Here is a 15757-nt window from a genome sequence, read left to right as displayed (position 1 = left end):
TGAAACCTCAACCAGCCGTGGCGCATTCCCAAGGCCCCGCCGGGACCTCGTGGGTCTCGCCGGCCAGGTGGCGCCACACGGTGCCGCCGCGCTCCAGGTCGAGCCGGCCGTCGGCGCAGGCGTCGGGCGGTACGTCTCGCCCGAGCACGGTGACCGAGGCGAGCACGCGGTGCGGGCCCAGGATCCCGGGCGCCAGCGAGCTCGCGTCCAGGTCGAGGGACTCGACCAGGAGCGGGCGCCCGTCGGCCTGATGGGCCGACCAGGTGGTGGCCACCCGGCCGGGACGCTCGCCGTGACGGCCGAGGACGAGGGTCTCGCGCAGGGCGAGCCTTGCCGTCGGAGCGAGGGTGACCCGGGTGTCACGGGTGACGTCGGCGCCGGCGGAGACCACGAAGGGCTCCCCGGCCCAGACCAGGCTGGCGTTCGCCGCGAGGGTGATCGCGACCGTCCAGGACGCGTGGCCGCCGTCCATGTCGTAGGCGACCGTCCCGGCCGGCTCGACCAGGGTCAGGCTGGCGCCCTCCCCCACCTCGACCTCGACCGTGACCTCGTCGCCGGCGAGGAGCATCGCGCCGTCGGGGACCAGCGAGATCCGCGCCGAGCGGGCGTCGCTGGAGAGCAGCATCGGCCGCAGCGCCGGCGCCGTCGAGGGTCCGGTGACGTCGGTCTCGACGCGCACCCGGCCACCGTCGACCGCCCCGACCCGCACGCGGGTCAGGGAGCCACTGGCCAGCTCAGGCGTGCTGATGGTCGTGGACATGGCTGGTGCCGTCCGCGTGGAAGTGCGGCGCCATCGGACCCGGGTCGGCCGGAACCAGGGCACCGCCGCGGTGCCGGGCCAGCTCGGACCTCACCCACTTCACCAGCGCCTCGACCGAGGCTGGATCGGTGCGCGAGAGCGCGATGACCGGACGGCCCTCACGGACCGACCCCGCGTCGGAGACCATCGCGACCGGGTCGACACCGACGTACGGGGCCAGGTCGGTCTTGTTGACCACGAGCAGGTCGGCACGCTCGATGCCGGGGCCTCCCTTGCGCGCGACGTCGCCACCGCCGGCGACGTCGATCAGGAAGATCTGGGTGTCGACCAGCGCCGGAGAGAAGGTGGCGGTGAGGTTGTCGCCGCCGGACTCGACCAGGACCACGTCCAGTGGCGCGAACTCCTCCTCGAGCTCCTCGACGGCGATCAGGTTGGCGGTGACGTCGTCACGGATCGCGGTGTGGGGGCAGGCGCCGGTCTCGACGGCCCGGATGCGGGCCGGGTCGAGCACGCCGGCGGAGCGGAGGAAGCGGGCGTCCTCGTCGGTGTAGATGTCGTTCGTTACCACACCGATCTCCAGATCGGCCGAGAGCTCACGACACAACAGCGCGATGAGCGAGCTCTTGCCGGTCCCGACCGGACCGCACACCCCGATGCGCAGCCCCCTGTCGTTCTTCGTCGTGTTTTCAGGCACTGAACAACCTCCTGGTCGTGTGGGCGTGGGTCTGGGCCCACAGGTCTAGCTGGGGCGCGCTGGGCGCCGGGATGTCTTGGGGCTCGGTGAGCGGGGCGACCTCGGCGGCGAGCCGCTCGGCCTCGGGGAGCAGATCGTGCACCCACGAGGTGGCGTCGAGCGGGTCGAGGGGCAGCAGCTTGAGGGATGCCGAGGCGACCGTCTGCAGGTCGTCGTACGCCACCAGCCGGACCAGCGAGGCCGGCGCGATGCCACCGGTGGCGGCCGCCGCGGCCAGCACGATCGGGCGGCAGGGCCGCTCGATCCCGGCTACCTCCGCGACGTGCGACGAGTCCGGGAACAGGCGCCTGACCAGCCGTAACAGCGCACGACCGAGGGTGCGCGAGGTGTCCCGCATGGGAGCCGCCGGGGTGCGGGCGGCCCAGGCGTCGTAGACCGGCTCCAGCGGCAGGCCGGCGCGCAGCCGGTGCAGCGCAACCACCGCCGTGCCCGCCTCGACCCTCACGACGCTGGCCAGTCGCGACCGCATGAAGACCGGCACCTGCTCGGCGGTGAGCCCGGAGCGTACGGCCGCCTCCAGCTGGCCCGACTGGGTGTGGCCGGCGACAGGGAGGCGGGCGTCGGCCAGCAGCATCATGAGCAGGTCGTCTGACATCGCGCTCAGAACATCGAGTAGAGCTGCGTCAGCGGCAGCTCGGTCGCTGGGGCGGGCTCGATCAGCTCGCCGTCGACGTGGATGCGGAAGGTCTCCGGCTCGATCCGGATCTCGGGGGTCGCGGAGTTGTTGACCATGTCGGCCTTGCCGATCTCGCGGGTGGGCTCGATCCCGACGAGGCGGCGGCGCAGGCCGAGGCGGTCGGCGAGTCCGGCGTCCAGTGCGGCCGGCGATACGAACGAGACCGCGTGGTCCGCGCCCGGCCCCACCAGCGCCGGTCGCATGAGCACCGGCTGCGGGGTCGGGATGGAGGCGTTCGGGTCGCCGAGGGCGCCCCAGACCAGGGCTCCGGCCTTCATGACGACCTCGGGCCGGATGCCGAAGAACCGCGGGTCCCACAGCACCAGGTCGGCCATCTTGCCGGGCTCCACGGATCCCACCTCGCTCGCGATCCCGTGCGCGATGGCGGGGTTGATCGTGTATTTCGCGACGTACCTCTTGGCTCTGATGTTGTCGGCCTTCCCACCGAGCGAGCCGAGTCGGGCCTTCATCACGTGGGCGACCTGCCAGGTGCGGCAGATGACCTCGCCGATGCGGCCCATCGCCTGGGCGTCGGAGGAGGTGATGGACAGCGCGCCGAGGTCGTGCAGTACGTCCTCGGCGGCGATCGTGGTCGCCCGGATCCGGGACTCGGCGAAGGCCAGGTCCTCCGGCACGCGCGGGTTGAGGTGGTGGCAGACCATCAGCATGTCGAGGTGCTCGGCGACGGTGTTGACGGTGTGCGGCAGGGTCGGGTTGGTGGAGCCGGGGATGACGTGGGGCAGCGATGCGACCGAGAGGATGTCGGGTGCGTGCCCTCCCCCGGCGCCCTCGGCGTGGAAGGCATGGATGGAACGGCCGGCGATCGCGGAGACGGTCGACTCCAGGTAGCCCGCCTCGTTGAGCGAGTCCGAGTGCAGCGTCACCTGGAGACCGTGCTCGTCGGCGGCCCTGAGAGCGGCATCGATCGCTGCCGGGGTCGAGCCCCAGTCCTCGTGGACCTTGTAGGCGGCGGCCCCGGCGAGCGCCTGCTCGGCGAGCCCCGCCGCGGACACCGTGTTGCCTTTGCCCATCAGCAGAAGGTTGACCGGCATGTCGTCGAGCGCGCGGTGGACGGTCTCCAGGTGCCACGGCCCGCCGGTGACCGTGGTGGCCTTGGAGCCCTCCGAGGGTCCGGTGCCGCCACCACCGATGGTCGTGGTGCCGGTGGAGATCGCCTCGACGATCTGGGAGCGGGAGAGGAGGTGTACGTGGATGTCGATCGCCCCGGCGGTGAGGATCTTCCCCTCGCCGCTGACCACGTCGGTGCCCGGTCCGATGACCAGGTCGGGGTGGACGCCGTCTGCGATGTCGGGGTTGCCGCTGCGGCCCAGGGCCACGATCCGGCCGCCACGGATCCCCACGTCGGCCCGGATGATGCCCCAGTGGTCGAGCACGACGGCGTTGGTGATCACGGTGTCGAGGGCGCCCTCGGCCGATGTGACCGTCGACTGGTTCATCGACTCGCGGATCGACTTGCCGCCGCCGAAGACCGACTCCTCGCCGCCGACGGTCAAGTCGTCCTCGATCTCGATCCACAGGTCGGTGTCACCGAGGCGCACCTGGTCGCCGGTCGTGGGGCCGTAGAGCGCGGCGTACTCGCTCCTGCTGATCTCCACCATCACGCCTCCTTGATCTGGATGCCGGGCACACGACGAGCACCTTTGAATGCGACGATCGCGACCTCGCGGGACGCGCCCGGCTCGAACCTGCGCGAGGTGCCGGCCGGGATGTCGAGCCGGAACCCCTCGGCCGCGTCACGGTCGAAGGAGAGGGCCGCGTTGACCTCGGCGAGGTGGATGTGGGAGCCGATCTGGACCGGCCGGTCGCCGGTGTTGAGGACCACCAACGTACGCCGCTCCGACTCGCTCCGATCGGTGTTGAGCCGGATGGTGCCGTCGGCGACGCGTACGGCTCCGGGACCGCTGGACTGCATGGACATCTCCGCTTCAGGCGATGGGCTGGTGGATGGTGACGAGCTTGCGGCCGTCGGGGAAGGTCGCCTCGACCTGCACCTCGACGAGCATGTCGACCACATCGGGCATGACCTGCTCGCGGGTCAGCACCGCACGCCCCTGCGTCATCAGGTCGGAGACCAGGGCGCCCTCACGCGCGCGCTCGATCACCCAAGTGGACAGCAGGGCGACGGACTCGGGGTAGTTGAGGAGCACCCCACGGGCGAGCCGGTCGCGAGCGACCATCCCAGCCACGGACAGCAGCAGCTTCTCGGTGTCGGACGGGGTCAGATGCATCTCGCCAACTCTCTGGACGGCCGGCCTAGACGGCCAGCTGGGATCGGACGTGATCGTGCGCCTCGGAGCCGCCGTCACCGCGCGCGGTGATCCGGCCGGACTCGAGGATGTAGTAGGCAGAGGCCGTACGCAGCGCGAACCCGACATGCTGCTCGACCAGCAGCACGGTGAGGTCGCCACGACCGGTGAGCTCGGCGATCACCCGCTCGATCTCGGCGACGACGTTGGGCTGGATGCCCTCGGTCGGCTCGTCGAGGATGAGCAGCCGCGGCCTGGTCAGCAGCGTACGCGCGATCGAGAGCTGCTGGCGCTGTCCGCCGGAGAGCAGCCCGGCGCGCCTGCCGAGCAGGTCCTTGAGCGCGGGGAACAGGTCGAGCATCTCGCTGATCCCGGCGCGGTCGCCGACCAGCTGGAGGTTCTCCAGTGCGGTCATGTCGCCGAAGCTCTGCTGGCCCTGCGGGACGTAGCCCAGGCCCCGCTTGACGCGTGCGCTCGGTCGCAGCGCGGTGACGTCCTCGCCGTCGAGCAGCACCCGGCCGCTCTTGGCCCGGACCAGCCCGACCGCCGCCTTGAGCAGAGTCGTCTTGCCGGCGCCGTTGTGTCCCATCAGCGCCACCGCGGCGCCGGTCGGGACCTCGAGGCTGACCTCGTGGAGCACCGTGGTGCGGCCGTAGCCGCCGGTGACCGACTCGATCCTCAGCATCAGGCGTCCTCCCCTGTTCCCGTGCTCGTCTCGGTCACCCCGGCGACGGTGTCGCCCAGGTAGACCCGTTGTACCTCAGCATCGGCGCGGATCTCGGCAGCCGTGCCCTCCGCGATCACCTTCCCGGCGTGCAGGACGGTGACGACGTCGGCGAACCTGCGGACGAAGTCCATGTCGTGCTCGATGACCACGACGGTCCGCTCCGGACTGATCCGGCGCAGCAGCTCCCCGGTCGCCTCCCGCTCCTCGGCCGACATCCCGGCGACGGGCTCGTCGAGCAGCATCACCGAGGAGTCCTGCACCAGCAGCATGCCGATCTCCAGCCACTGCTTCTGCCCGTGCGAGAGCACGCCCGCGGGCCGGTCCGCCAGCTCCGTGAGCCCCACGGTCTCCAGCACCTCGGCCACCTGCTCGGGTGTCCCCCGCCGCGGCAGCATCAGCCGCCAACGCGCCCGGTGCACCCCGGCGGCGATGTCGAGGTTCTGCAGCACGCTGAGCTCTTCGAAGACCGTGGCGGTCTGGAACGTACGTCCCACCCCGAGGCGGGTGATCCGGTGCGATGCCAGCGAAAGCAGATCGCGTGTGCGATAGCGCGCCTCACCACTTCCGCTCGCCAGCCCGGTCAGGGCGTCCACGAGCGTCGTCTTCCCGGCGCCGTTGGGGCCGATCAGGAAGTGCAGCCGGCCAGGCTCCAGGGTCAGGTCGACCCTGTCGATCGCGACGAACCCGTCGAACTCGACCCGCAGGTCGCTCACCGTCAGGGTCATCTCGCTGCCGCCTCCTCGGATGCCGACCGAGTTACCTCGGTCTCGCCCTGCTCCCCTCGTGGAACTCCACGAGGTAAGTGGTCGCTCGCCGAGTTACCTCGGCGAACATTCAGCCGGCCGACCAGCCCCAGCAGCTGTGCCAGCCCACCCGGCAACAGCAGGATGACCAGCACGAACAGTGCGCCTTGGAAGTACGACCACGACCCCGGGAAGGCCTCGGAGAGCGAGGTCTCGGCATAGCCGATCAGCAGCGCGCCGACGGCCGGGCCGAGCAACGAGGCCCGCCCGCCCAGCGCGACCCCGGCGAGCAGTCCGATGGAGGCGACCACGCCGACGTCGTCCGGCGAGACGATCCCGGCGATCGGCACGAAGAGCGCCCCGCCGATCGAGGCCAGGACGGCCGCGATGACGTACGCCGCGAGCTTGACGTTGGCCGGGTCGGTGCCGAGGAACCGCACCCGCTCCTCGCCGTCGCGGACGGCGACCAGCAGCTCGCCGAAGCGGGTGCCGTAGAGCCAGGCCATCACCAGGATCGAGACCAGCAAGATCCCGGCGGCGATGAAGTAGAGCATCCGCTTGTTGGCCGGGTCGAACAGGGCGTACCCGAAGAAGCCCTGGAAGTTGTTGAGGCCGTTGGCGCCGCCGGTGGTCTTCACCTGGCCGACGAGCAGGATCGCGAAGGCGGCAGCGAGCGCTTGGCTCAGGATGGCGAAGTACGCCCCCTTGATCCGCCGCTTGAAGACCGCGAGCCCCAGCAGGCCCGCCACCAGTGCCGGGAGGACGAGGATGACGACCAGCGCGAGCCCGCCGTTGCGCAGCGGCTCCCACCAACCCGGCACCGTGGCGTCGCCGTAGAGCGCCATGAAGTCCGGCACCCCGCCGGGGCCGGCGTCGGCGAGCTTGAGGTGCATCGCCATCGCGTAGGCGCCGATGCCGAAGTAGAGCCCCTGGCCGAGCACCAGCATCCCGCCACGGCCCCAGGCCAGACCGATGCCGACCGCCGCGATGGCGTAGCAGCAGTACTTCGCGAGCAGGCCGAGGCGGAAGTCGGACAGGACCGCCGGAGCGAGGACGAGCAGGGCGACCGCGAGCAGCAGCCAGCCGGCGTACGGATAGACCTTCTTCATGCTCATGCCAGGCTCCTGGTCCGGACCGAGAGGATGCCCTGCGGGCGCAGCTGCAGGAACGCGACGATCGCCAGGAAGACGATCACCTGGGCCACCGAGCCGGTCAGGGCGTGGGCGAGGAACGCCTGCAGCAAGCCGATCCCGAGAGCCGCGACGATCGTGCCCTTGAGGTGCCCGATGCCGCCGACCACGACCACCAGGAACGCCTGCACGATGTAGGACGTGCCGAGGTTGGGGCCGGTCGACCCGAGCAACGTGAGCGCCACCCCGGCGACACCGGCCAGGCCGGACCCGATGAAGAAGGTGGCCCGGTCGGTGCGGCGGGTCGAGATGCCGATGGTCTCGGCGAGGTCGCGGTTGCCGACGGTCGCGCGGATCTGCCGCCCGAGGGCGGTGAACCGGAGCACCGCCAGCAGCGCGGCCACGCACGCGGCAGCCAGGAGGATGATGAAGAGCCTGGTCAGCGGGAAGTCGTAGCCCAGGATCGGGATGGACCCGTCCAGCCAGCTCGGCGCGGGCACCTCCTTGGCCGGAGCCCCGAAGATGTCACGCGCGACCTGCTGCAGGACGAGGCCGACGCCGTAGGTGACCAGCAGCGTGTCCAGCGGACGGGCGTACATCCACCGCAGCACGCTCGCCTCGAGCGCCAGCCCGAGCAGCCCGCCGATCACGAACCCCACGGGGAGCGCGATCAGCAGACTCAGCTCGGTGCTGGCGACGACGGTCGAGACGACATAGGCGGTGTACGCGCCGGCCATGATGAACTCGCCGTGGGCCATGTTGATCACGCCCATCTGACCGAAGGTCAGGGTGAGCCCGAGGGCGATGAGGAGCAGGACCGCACCGGCGGAGATGCCGGTGAAGACCTGGGCGAGGAGCGCGTCCAACGGGCTAGTTCTTCCACCAGTCGTAGGACTTCAGGTAGGGGTCCGGCTCGATCGGCTTGTCGCTCGACCAGACCGTGTCGATCAGGCCCTCGGAGTTCACCTGGCCGATGAGCGCGGTCTTGGCGATGTGGTGGTTCTCGCCGTCGACCTCGACGGTGCCCTCGGGCGCGTCGTAGGTGACGCCGTCGGAGGCGTCGATGACGTCCTCGACCGCGAACGAGTCCGCCTTCTCGACCATGCCCTTCCACAGGTGCAGCGACGTGTAGGCCGCCTCCATCGGGTCGGAGGTGACCGCCTTGGCGCCGTTGGCAGCCTTGAAGTCGGTCACGAACTTCTGGTTCGCCGGGCTGTCGATGGTCTGGTAGTAGTTCCAGGCGGTGTACTGCCCCTCGAGGTTGCCCACGCCGACGCCCGGGACCTCCTCCTCGGCGATCGAGACCGAGAGCACCGGCATCGCCGAGGCGGTCAGACCCTTGCCCTTGTACTCCTTGAAGAAGGCCACGTTGGAGTCGCCGTTGAGGGTGTTGAAGACCGCGTCCGCGCCGGCGGCCTTGACCTTGTCGACGACCGTGCCGAAGTCGGTCGAGCCCAGGGGCTGGTACTCCTCGCCGAGGACCTCGATGCCGTTGGCTGCTGCGTACTGCTTGATGATCTTGTTCGCCGTGCGCGGGAAGACGTAGTCGGAGCCGACCAGGAAGATCGACTCGATCTTCTTCTCCTGCTTGAGGAAGTCGAGGGCGGGGATGATCTGCTGGTTGGTGGTCGCGCCGGTGTAGAAGATGTTGTGCGAGGACTCCAGGCCCTCGTACTGCACCGGGTAGAAGAGCAGCGCGTCGTTGCCCTCGAAGACCGGCAGCATCGCCTTGCGCGAGCTGGAGGTCCAGCCTCCGAAGACGGCCGCGACGCAGTCGTCCTGGATCAGCTTGGTCGCCTTCTCGGCGAAGACGGTCGGCTCGGACTGGCCGTCCTCGCTGACGATCTCGAGCTTCTTGCCGAGCACGCCGCCGTCGGCATTGATCTCCTCGGCCGCCATCGACAGGGACTTGAAGACGGTCGTCTCGCTGATCGCCATCGTCCCCGACAGGGAGTTGAGGAAGCCGATCTTGATGGTGTCGCCGCTGGTGTCGACGCAGCTCTCGCTGGTCGCGGTGTCACCGGTCTTGGCGCCGCCGCAGGCGGTCGCGGTCATGCCCAGGGCGAGCACCGAGCTGGCCGCGAGGAGGCGGCTCGAGAATTTCGTACGCACGGGATGGGGGTCCTTCCATCGGACAATTGCTCTCGAATGGAAGGAATCTAGGGACGGGTTGTTTCGCGGATGTGTCGGACTCTGTGAGGATTTGTTTCCAGGCGGAAACGTCTTCTCAGGCGATCGTGTCGAGGACGGTCCGCAGGTCGCGGGCGACCCTCGCGACGGCCTCGGTCTGCTGGCGGGCGCGGATCTCCCGGGCTGCCGAGGCGCCCACCGGCGAGAGCGCGACCACGGCGCGGCGCTTGTCCTCGGCATGGATCTTGCGCAGCACCAGCCCGCGCTCGACCAGCCGGTCGACGTGCCTGGTCAGCGTGCCGGCCGGGAGCGCGGCGCCGTGGGCAAGACGCGTCATCGTCTGCCCCGGATCGTCGAGCAGCACGCTGAGGATGCGCCACTGCTCCGCGGTGAGGTCGAACTCGGCGTACGCCTCGGCGAGCGCTCGCTCGATCCGCCGCTGCGCCCGGGCGAGCAGCACGGCCAGATCCGCGCCGACCGTCTCGGCAACCTCCATGAGTCCTCCCCACGATCGCTGTCTGCCGTACCCTAACCACCCAACGGCTCAATGGTGAGTCATCAGGACAACATTCCGTTCGGGAGCAGGTGTCGATGTCTCCGCCGTCGTTCACCCCGGCGTCCCATGCCCTGCTGGGCCTCGCGCCCCGTCCGCCGGGCGCCCTCTCGATCGCGTTCGTGGTCCCGATGCAGGGACCGACCGGCATCTACGGTCCCGGCTGTCTGGCCTGCGGCGAGCTCGCCGCGGAGGAGCTCAACGCCGGCGGCGGGATCGCCGGAAGGCCGGTCGAGCTGGTCGCGATCGATGCCGGGCGCGCTCCCCATGAGGTCGCCGCCGAGGTCGCTCGGCTCGTCGAGCTCGGCCGGGTCGACGCGATCGCCGGCTGGCACATCTCCGCCGTACGCCAGGCGATCACCGCCCGCGTCGGCGGCCGGACCCTCTACGCTTTCGCCGCCATGCACGAGGGCGGCGACGACACTCCTGGGGTCTTCATGATCGGCGAGCGCCCGGTCAACCAGTTGCTCCCCGCCACCGCCTGGATGCGGGCCAACCACGGTGTCTCCCGCTGGGCGGTGGTCGGCAACGACTACGTCTTCCCGCGCGTCACCGGGTCGACGGCCCGGGCGGCGCTGCGCGGGTCGCCCTCGGAGGTCGTGAGCGAGACGTACGTCCCGCTGGGGACCCGCGACTTCGCCGGCGTGCTGCGCGGCCTGGAGGGCGGCGAGCAGGACGGGGTGATCATGCTGCTGATGGGGCAGGACGCGGTGCACTTCAACCGCCAGTTCGCCGCTGCCGGACTGAGCTCGTCGTTGACCCGGCTGAGCCCCGCGGTCGAGGAGAACACCCTGCTCGCCGGTGGCGCCGGCGCCAACGCCAACGTCTTCGCGGCCGCCGCCTACTTCGACGGCCTCACCACCCCCGAGTCGGCCGGCCTGGCCGAGCGCTACTACCGCCGCTTCGGTGAGTACGCGCCCTCCCTCAACGCCGTGGGCGAGTCCTGCTACGAGTCGCTGATGTTCCTGCGCCAGATCGGCGACGCCTGCGGCGGGCTCGACGTCGAGCCCGCGCTGCGCCTCACCGACCACCACAGCTACTCCAGCCCCCGCGGCCTGATGCGCATGCACGGCAACCTCGTGGACCAGGACGTCTACATCGCCGCCGCCGACGGCCTCCGCTTCGAGATCCAGGAGCAGATCGCGTACGCCTCCTGAGGCCCGCGGCGGTCCGTTGACTTCGAGTGCGCTCCAACTCCTAGCGTGCGCGGCATGACCTTCGAGAACCCTGCCCAGGACCCCATCTCCCGCGCCGTCCGCCACGACCACGGACGCGAGATCCTCGACGCGATCGACGGCGAGGCCGGGGCCCGAGTCATCGACTCCCTCGCCGACATAGCCCCGGAGCTCGGTCACCAGGTCGTCGCCTGGGGCTTCGGCGAGATCTACGCACGCCCCGGCCTCGAGCCGCGGGACCGACAGCTCGTCACCCTCGGCATGCTCACCGCCCTGGGTGGCTGCGAGCCCCAGCTCGAGGTCCACATCAACGCCGCCCTCAACGTAGGCCTGACCCCCGAACAGATCATCGAGGCATTCCTCCACTCCGCGGTCTACTGCGGCTTCCCCCGCGCCCTGAACGCCACCTTCACCGCCAAGAAGGTCTTCGCCGAACGCGACCTCCTCCCCCTCGCCTGAGCGCGCCATGGGTCAGGCCGCGAGGGTGTGGTCGAGAAGTACGTTGCGCAGCACGAACTCTGCTCGGGACAGTCGTGGTGGGTCCGGTTTCCAGGTGCCGGGTGGCGGGCTGATGTAGGTGTGCCCGGTGGGTGTGATGGTGATGATGCTGCCGTCGGGTCCTGGCCTGGCCCGCCAGCCGAGGGCTTCCTTGGCTTGGTTGCACCTCTCGCACAGCCCTTGGAGGTTGTCGGCGCTGGTGGCGCCGCCGTCTGTGTGGCGTTCGACGTGGTCGATGTTGCGGATCGGGGCGTCGCAGCCGTTGGTGCAACAGATCCCCCCGTCGCGAGTCGCGACGAACTTAGCCAGCCCGTCGGGTGCCTTCCTGGAGCGGGACTCCATCGCGACCAGCCGCCCGGCGGGGTCGGTGAACAACCGCCGGACGAACACCTCGGCATCGTTGAGTGCTTCGCGGGCCCAGGCGGCGGGGACGGGTCCGTAGCCCTCGACCATGGCCGGCTGATCGGCATCGCCGGTGAGCGTGTCGGCGGTCATCACGATCTTGACCTCGATGCGAGGCTTCCCACCAGTCTCGCGGCCGGTGATCCGGTCGACGAGGGTGTCGGCCATGACCTGACCCCGGGTCCGCTCGTCGCCGGCTGCGTGGGCAGCCTTGGCTGCTTGATCGAGTGCGGCGAAGACGGCGATGCCGTCCTTGACCGGGAGCAGGGCGCCGAGCCAGGTCATCGTGTCGGGTGCCGGTCGGAGGCTGACGCGGCGGTCTTTCACTGCGTTCGCGGCGCGGGCGACGACGGATGCCTGGTCGAGGGTGATGGCGAGTTTCTTGGCGGCGTTCTCGAGCTGGCGTAGCCCCATCGACACAGCACGAGCCGGCTCTCCGCCCGTACCGGGTGCGCAGAGCTCGTGGTCGATGACCCGCCGGTCCTCCACCGACAAGCACGCGGTCTCACGGGCAAGGATGGTGGCCTGCCATTGCGAGAACAGCCCGGCTTTCATCAGGGCGAAGGTGTGCGGCATCTCGGCGGTCAGGATCTTCGCCAGCCCGAGGAGCTTGGCGCCCTTCTCGGGTGATACCCGCCGCGCCAGCGCGATCTGGGAGGCCACGCCCTCGCCAAGCCTGCGGGCGGGAACCCCAGCATCGGCCTGGCGGGCCCGGACGGCTTCGTCGAGGCGTACCGCCGCTTCTGCCTGGACCGCCTCGGCGGTGCACTTGACTCCTTCGAGACCAGCGATCCAGTCGACCAGCTCACTCTCGGACGCGCCCGGGGACGGCCCTGTGAGGAGGTGGTCGATGGTCTCGTACATAGGCCTTATTATATGCGATCGAGCGACATGTCGCGACTCATTTAAGCAGGTCAGACCCATATTTAGCGGTCAGCGAACAGGAAACGTGAGTGCTGCGCCACTCTCTCGCCGCCGCCCCGATATAGGCGAAATCTTTCTCGATCGGGTGCCGAGTCAAGGATGGCCGAAGGCCACCGCGAAGCGGCGGGCGAAGCCCGTCCTTGACGCGGCGCGCGATCGAGAAACACTCAAAGACCGGGTCGGCGGCGACCCCTGAAACGAAAACACAGCCCGTAAGCGAGGTTTCCCCAAGAAGAGAACCGTGTTGGTCTCGACACGCCTCCGCCGCCCTCGCTTCGCTCGGGTGCTCCCTCGCTCGGCGCGCCCGGACGAGCAAGCTCGCCGGGCGACCTCACTCGGTCGCATAGCGGCTCCGGCGGCTCGACCAGCGAGCAGAACCCACGGAGAACGAGATCCAGGTATCCACGACCCCACCAGCCCCAACGGTCTCAGTCCAAGACCGATCGCAACCAGCCGTGACCCGCTCCCAGAACCCAGCAGCCGCGCGATTCCGCTCCTGATAAGCCACACCCCACTCCCCCGGATACTCAGAGAGAACAGCCCGGGCGAACTGGAGCCCAACCCCACCCCGACGAGCCCCGGCGACGATAAAGAAGCTGTTCAAGATCCGTACACGCTGGTCGGCATCCCGAACCAGAGCGAACCCGATGGGATGGACGTCGGCGGTGAGAATCCAGGCGCACCAACCTGGGTCGGCGCGAAGAGCCGCGTCGAGCCGCTCGGACCGAAATGTCCCGTCGGCGAACGGAAGGGTGGAACTGAAGCCCGACATGTCGTGCCGGAAGAGCAGCCAGAGATGGCGGAGGGCGAGATGGTCCTCGGCCCGGGCGAGCCGGGCGGTGAGGGGGCGGGGAAGATCGAGGCGCGTGTGGAGGGTCGTCATACACGAAAGCCTCGGAGCGCACCGCGCTCCGAGGCTTTCGGTCATTCTCTCATGACATCCGGCGAGGATCAGGCGATGTGGAAGTCGCTCACGTTGACGTCCACGGCCTCGACGTCGATGTCGAAGTAGTCCTCGACGGCCTCGATGACGTTGGTGCGGATGGTGACGGCGTTGGCCTTGACCGGGGTGCCGTACTCGATCACGTAGGACACCGTGATGTTGGCGACGTCATCGGCGATGTCGACCACGGTGCCCTCGTCGTCGATGGCGTGTACGCCCTCGACCTTGGCCACGATGTGGTGGACCAGGCGCTCGACGAGACCCTCGCTCACCGTCGACTTCCCGCGCTCCTCGCGGGCGGCACGGGCGGCGCGCAGCACACCGGTCAGAGTCGAGTCGGCGGTCGGCTCCGGCTCGACGACCGGCTCCGGCGCGAAGCCGGGCGCGGGGGTCTCGGACACGATCTCCTCGACCGCGGCAGGCTCGTCGACCGACTCGGTCTCCTCGGTGACGGTGTCGACGGCGTCGGTGACCTCATCGGCGGGCGCCTCGGTGTCGTCCTCGGTCAGCGCCTCGTCGACGACCGCCTCAGTGTCCTCGGCCTCGACCTCGGTCTCCTCGGATGCCTCCTCGACGACGTCGGTCGGCTCGACGGCCGCCTCGACCTCCTCGGCAGGCTCGTCAACGGCCTCCTCAGCAGCCTCGGCAGTCACGTCGGTGTCCTCGGCCTCGACCTCGGTCGCCTCGTCGGTCTCGGGAGCCAGAACGACGTCCTCGGTCTCCACCGGCGCCTCCTCGGCAGCGATCTCGTCGACAGCGACCTCCTCGGCCAGCGCCTCGTCCTCGACGACGTCGACGATCTCCGCGTCGTCGCCCTCGACCGACTCGGTCACGTCAGCAGCCTCGTCGACAACCTCGTCGGCCGGCTCGGCGTCGACCTCCTCAGACTCGGCCAGGTCGGCAGACTCGAACGTCTCCTCTGCCTCGACATCGGTCAGCTCGTCCTCCGCCTCACCGACGGTCTCCTCGGTCACCTCGGCGTCGGGCTCGACCGATTCGGTCGCGTCGGACGACTCGAAGGACTCGATGACCTCGACCTCGGTCGCCTCGACGGCGACCTCCTCGGCGAGCGCCTCACCCTCCGGCTCGACGACGGTCTCCTCGGCCTCGTCGGACTCGATCACGTCAGCGGGCACGAAGGTGTCCTCAGCGTCGACCTCGACCTCGGTCGCCTCGACGACGTCCTCGGTCGCACCCTCGACGACAACGTCCTCGGCGACGACCTCGTCCGCGGTGTCCGTCACCTCGGCGTCGGCCGCGTCGACAGCGGCTTCGGTCTCGACCGGCGCCTCATCGACCGGCGCATCCTCAGCGGGCTCCTCGGCAGCGGTCTCCTCGACCTCCTCGGTGGCCTCGTCGATGGGGGCTTCGGCGTCGACGCCCTCGAGCGGCGCCTCGTACGTGCCCTCGGTCTCGACCGCCTCGGCCGGCACCTCGTCAACAGGAGCCTCGACGGGCTCGGTCTCGGCCACCTCACCCACGATGTCGCTGCCCACCTCGACCTCCTCTACGGCGAGCTCGGCCACCTCAGCGGCCGGGGTCTCCTCGGTGTCGGTGACGACGTGCTCGGGGTCGGAGAGCGGGTCGACCGAGGGGACCTCGGCGAGGGGCTCGATGACGGTCTCGGCAACCGGCTCAGCGACCGGCTCGGCAACCGGCGGCGCAGGGGCCTCGGTGACGTACGCACTGGCCTCGGGAGCGGCCAGGCTCTCGCCGTAGCCGGGGGCGGAGGCGTCGATCGACTCCCCCTCCCCGGCCTTTGGCTGCTCGTTCTTGTGACGGTTGAAGATGCCGCTGATGAAGTCGGACATGGCTTCGCATTCCTTCGAGTGAGGGGAGGGTTTTGGTCGAGCGCTCACAACTGGGCGTGATGCTAGGGCTGGCACGCGGTGAGTCGGGTCACGTGTCTTTGATTCCCTTGTCTTGTACCCCAACGGTGACCGGCATGAGGAGTGCCTGTGTCAAACCTTCCGGGGACATTCGCCCACCGTTCAGCCAACGTCCGAGACCCACCGGAGCACGCGCTGTAGAACGACGGAAGAGCACGTACGTCACGACAGAACCGCTCGGGGAGA

17 protein-coding genes are annotated in these 15757 nt (G+C 69.7%); 2 read left to right on the top strand and 15 right to left on the bottom strand.

Annotated elements, in window-relative coordinates:
• Positions 1 to 7 precede the first annotated feature (7 nt).
• From OH802_RS15270 to OH802_RS15215, 12 genes are all read right to left on the bottom strand, one after another.
• Positions 8 to 760 carry an urease accessory protein UreD gene (locus OH802_RS15270; RefSeq protein ID WP_406019765.1) on the bottom strand — a complete coding sequence of 251 codons (753 nt, stop codon included), beginning with the start codon at positions 758 to 760 and terminating at the stop codon, positions 8 to 10.
• On the bottom strand, positions 735 to 1454 hold the full coding sequence (gene ureG / locus OH802_RS15265; RefSeq protein ID WP_406019763.1) for an urease accessory protein UreG: 720 nt from the start codon (positions 1452 to 1454) through the stop codon (positions 735 to 737). The genes OH802_RS15270 and ureG overlap by 26 nt, the downstream gene beginning before the upstream one ends.
• The gene (locus OH802_RS15260) at positions 1447 to 2109 is read right to left on the bottom strand and encodes an urease accessory UreF family protein (protein WP_406019761.1); all 663 of its coding nucleotides are present in this window, start codon (positions 2107 to 2109) and stop codon (positions 1447 to 1449) included. Before OH802_RS15260 ends, ureG begins: the two co-directional genes overlap by 8 nt.
• Positions 2110 to 2114: 5 nt before the next feature.
• Positions 2115 to 3809 (bottom strand): urease subunit alpha, encoded by a 1695-nt coding sequence (locus OH802_RS15255; protein WP_406019759.1) that lies wholly within the window; start codon positions 3807 to 3809, stop codon positions 2115 to 2117.
• Entirely contained in the window at positions 3809 to 4123 is a 315-nt protein-coding gene (ureB, locus tag OH802_RS15250) for an urease subunit beta (protein ID WP_406029303.1), read from the bottom strand. Before ureB ends, OH802_RS15255 begins: the two co-directional genes overlap by 1 nt.
• A 13-nt stretch (positions 4124 to 4136) precedes the next feature.
• Positions 4137 to 4439 (bottom strand): urease subunit gamma, encoded by a 303-nt coding sequence (locus OH802_RS15245; RefSeq protein ID WP_008357715.1) that lies wholly within the window; start codon positions 4437 to 4439, stop codon positions 4137 to 4139.
• 25 nt (positions 4440 to 4464) lie between these two features.
• The gene (locus OH802_RS15240; RefSeq protein ID WP_141805280.1) at positions 4465 to 5142 is read right to left on the bottom strand and encodes an ATP-binding cassette domain-containing protein; all 678 of its coding nucleotides are present in this window, start codon (positions 5140 to 5142) and stop codon (positions 4465 to 4467) included.
• On the bottom strand, positions 5142 to 5909 hold the full coding sequence (gene urtD / locus OH802_RS15235; RefSeq protein ID WP_406019757.1) for an urea ABC transporter ATP-binding protein UrtD: 768 nt from the start codon (positions 5907 to 5909) through the stop codon (positions 5142 to 5144). The genes OH802_RS15240 and urtD overlap by 1 nt, the downstream gene beginning before the upstream one ends.
• Positions 5906 to 7042 carry an urea ABC transporter permease subunit UrtC gene (urtC, locus tag OH802_RS15230; protein WP_406019755.1) on the bottom strand — a complete coding sequence of 379 codons (1137 nt, stop codon included), beginning with the start codon at positions 7040 to 7042 and terminating at the stop codon, positions 5906 to 5908. The genes urtD and urtC overlap by 4 nt, the downstream gene beginning before the upstream one ends.
• Positions 7039 to 7923, bottom strand: a complete 885-nt coding sequence (gene urtB / locus OH802_RS15225) for an urea ABC transporter permease subunit UrtB (protein WP_406019753.1) — start codon at positions 7921 to 7923, stop codon at positions 7039 to 7041. The genes urtC and urtB overlap by 4 nt, the downstream gene beginning before the upstream one ends.
• Before the next feature lie 4 nt (positions 7924 to 7927).
• Positions 7928 to 9169 (bottom strand): urea ABC transporter substrate-binding protein, encoded by a 1242-nt coding sequence (urtA, locus tag OH802_RS15220; RefSeq protein ID WP_406019751.1) that lies wholly within the window; start codon positions 9167 to 9169, stop codon positions 7928 to 7930.
• A 115-nt stretch (positions 9170 to 9284) separates the two neighbouring features.
• The gene (locus OH802_RS15215; RefSeq protein ID WP_406019749.1) at positions 9285 to 9683 is read right to left on the bottom strand and encodes a MarR family winged helix-turn-helix transcriptional regulator; all 399 of its coding nucleotides are present in this window, start codon (positions 9681 to 9683) and stop codon (positions 9285 to 9287) included.
• Between the two features lie 95 nt (positions 9684 to 9778).
• Here OH802_RS15215 and OH802_RS15210 point away from each other — a divergent pair, with 95 nt between their 5' ends.
• Entirely contained in the window at positions 9779 to 10897 is a 1119-nt protein-coding gene (locus OH802_RS15210; protein ID WP_406019747.1) for a substrate-binding domain-containing protein, read from the top strand.
• Positions 10898 to 10951: 54 nt separating this feature from the next.
• Entirely contained in the window at positions 10952 to 11374 is a 423-nt protein-coding gene (locus OH802_RS15205) for a carboxymuconolactone decarboxylase family protein (RefSeq protein WP_406019745.1), read from the top strand.
• A 12-nt stretch (positions 11375 to 11386) separates the two neighbouring features.
• Here the strand turns inward: OH802_RS15205 and OH802_RS15200 are convergent, their stop codons facing one another.
• The 3 genes from OH802_RS15200 to OH802_RS15190 all read right to left on the bottom strand — a co-directional run bounded on the left by OH802_RS15200 (position 11387) and on the right by OH802_RS15190 (position 15493).
• Complete coding sequence (locus OH802_RS15200; RefSeq protein WP_406019743.1) at positions 11387 to 12679, bottom strand: DUF222 domain-containing protein; 1293 nt, start codon at positions 12677 to 12679, stop codon at positions 11387 to 11389.
• A gap of 391 nt (positions 12680 to 13070) precedes the next feature.
• Entirely contained in the window at positions 13071 to 13622 is a 552-nt protein-coding gene (locus OH802_RS15195; RefSeq protein WP_406019741.1) for a GNAT family N-acetyltransferase, read from the bottom strand.
• Positions 13623 to 13690: 68 nt separating this feature from the next.
• Positions 13691 to 15493 (bottom strand): hypothetical protein, encoded by a 1803-nt coding sequence (locus OH802_RS15190; RefSeq protein ID WP_406019739.1) that lies wholly within the window; start codon positions 15491 to 15493, stop codon positions 13691 to 13693.
• Positions 15494 to 15757 lie beyond the last annotated feature (264 nt).

Origin of the sequence: Nocardioides sp. NBC_00850 (assembly GCF_045207335.1) — a bacterium.
Lineage (GTDB): Bacteria > Actinomycetota > Actinomycetes > Propionibacteriales > Nocardioidaceae > Nocardioides.
The sequence above is the reverse complement of the archived record's forward strand: the minus strand, read 5'-3'. Positions and strand labels throughout refer to the sequence as shown.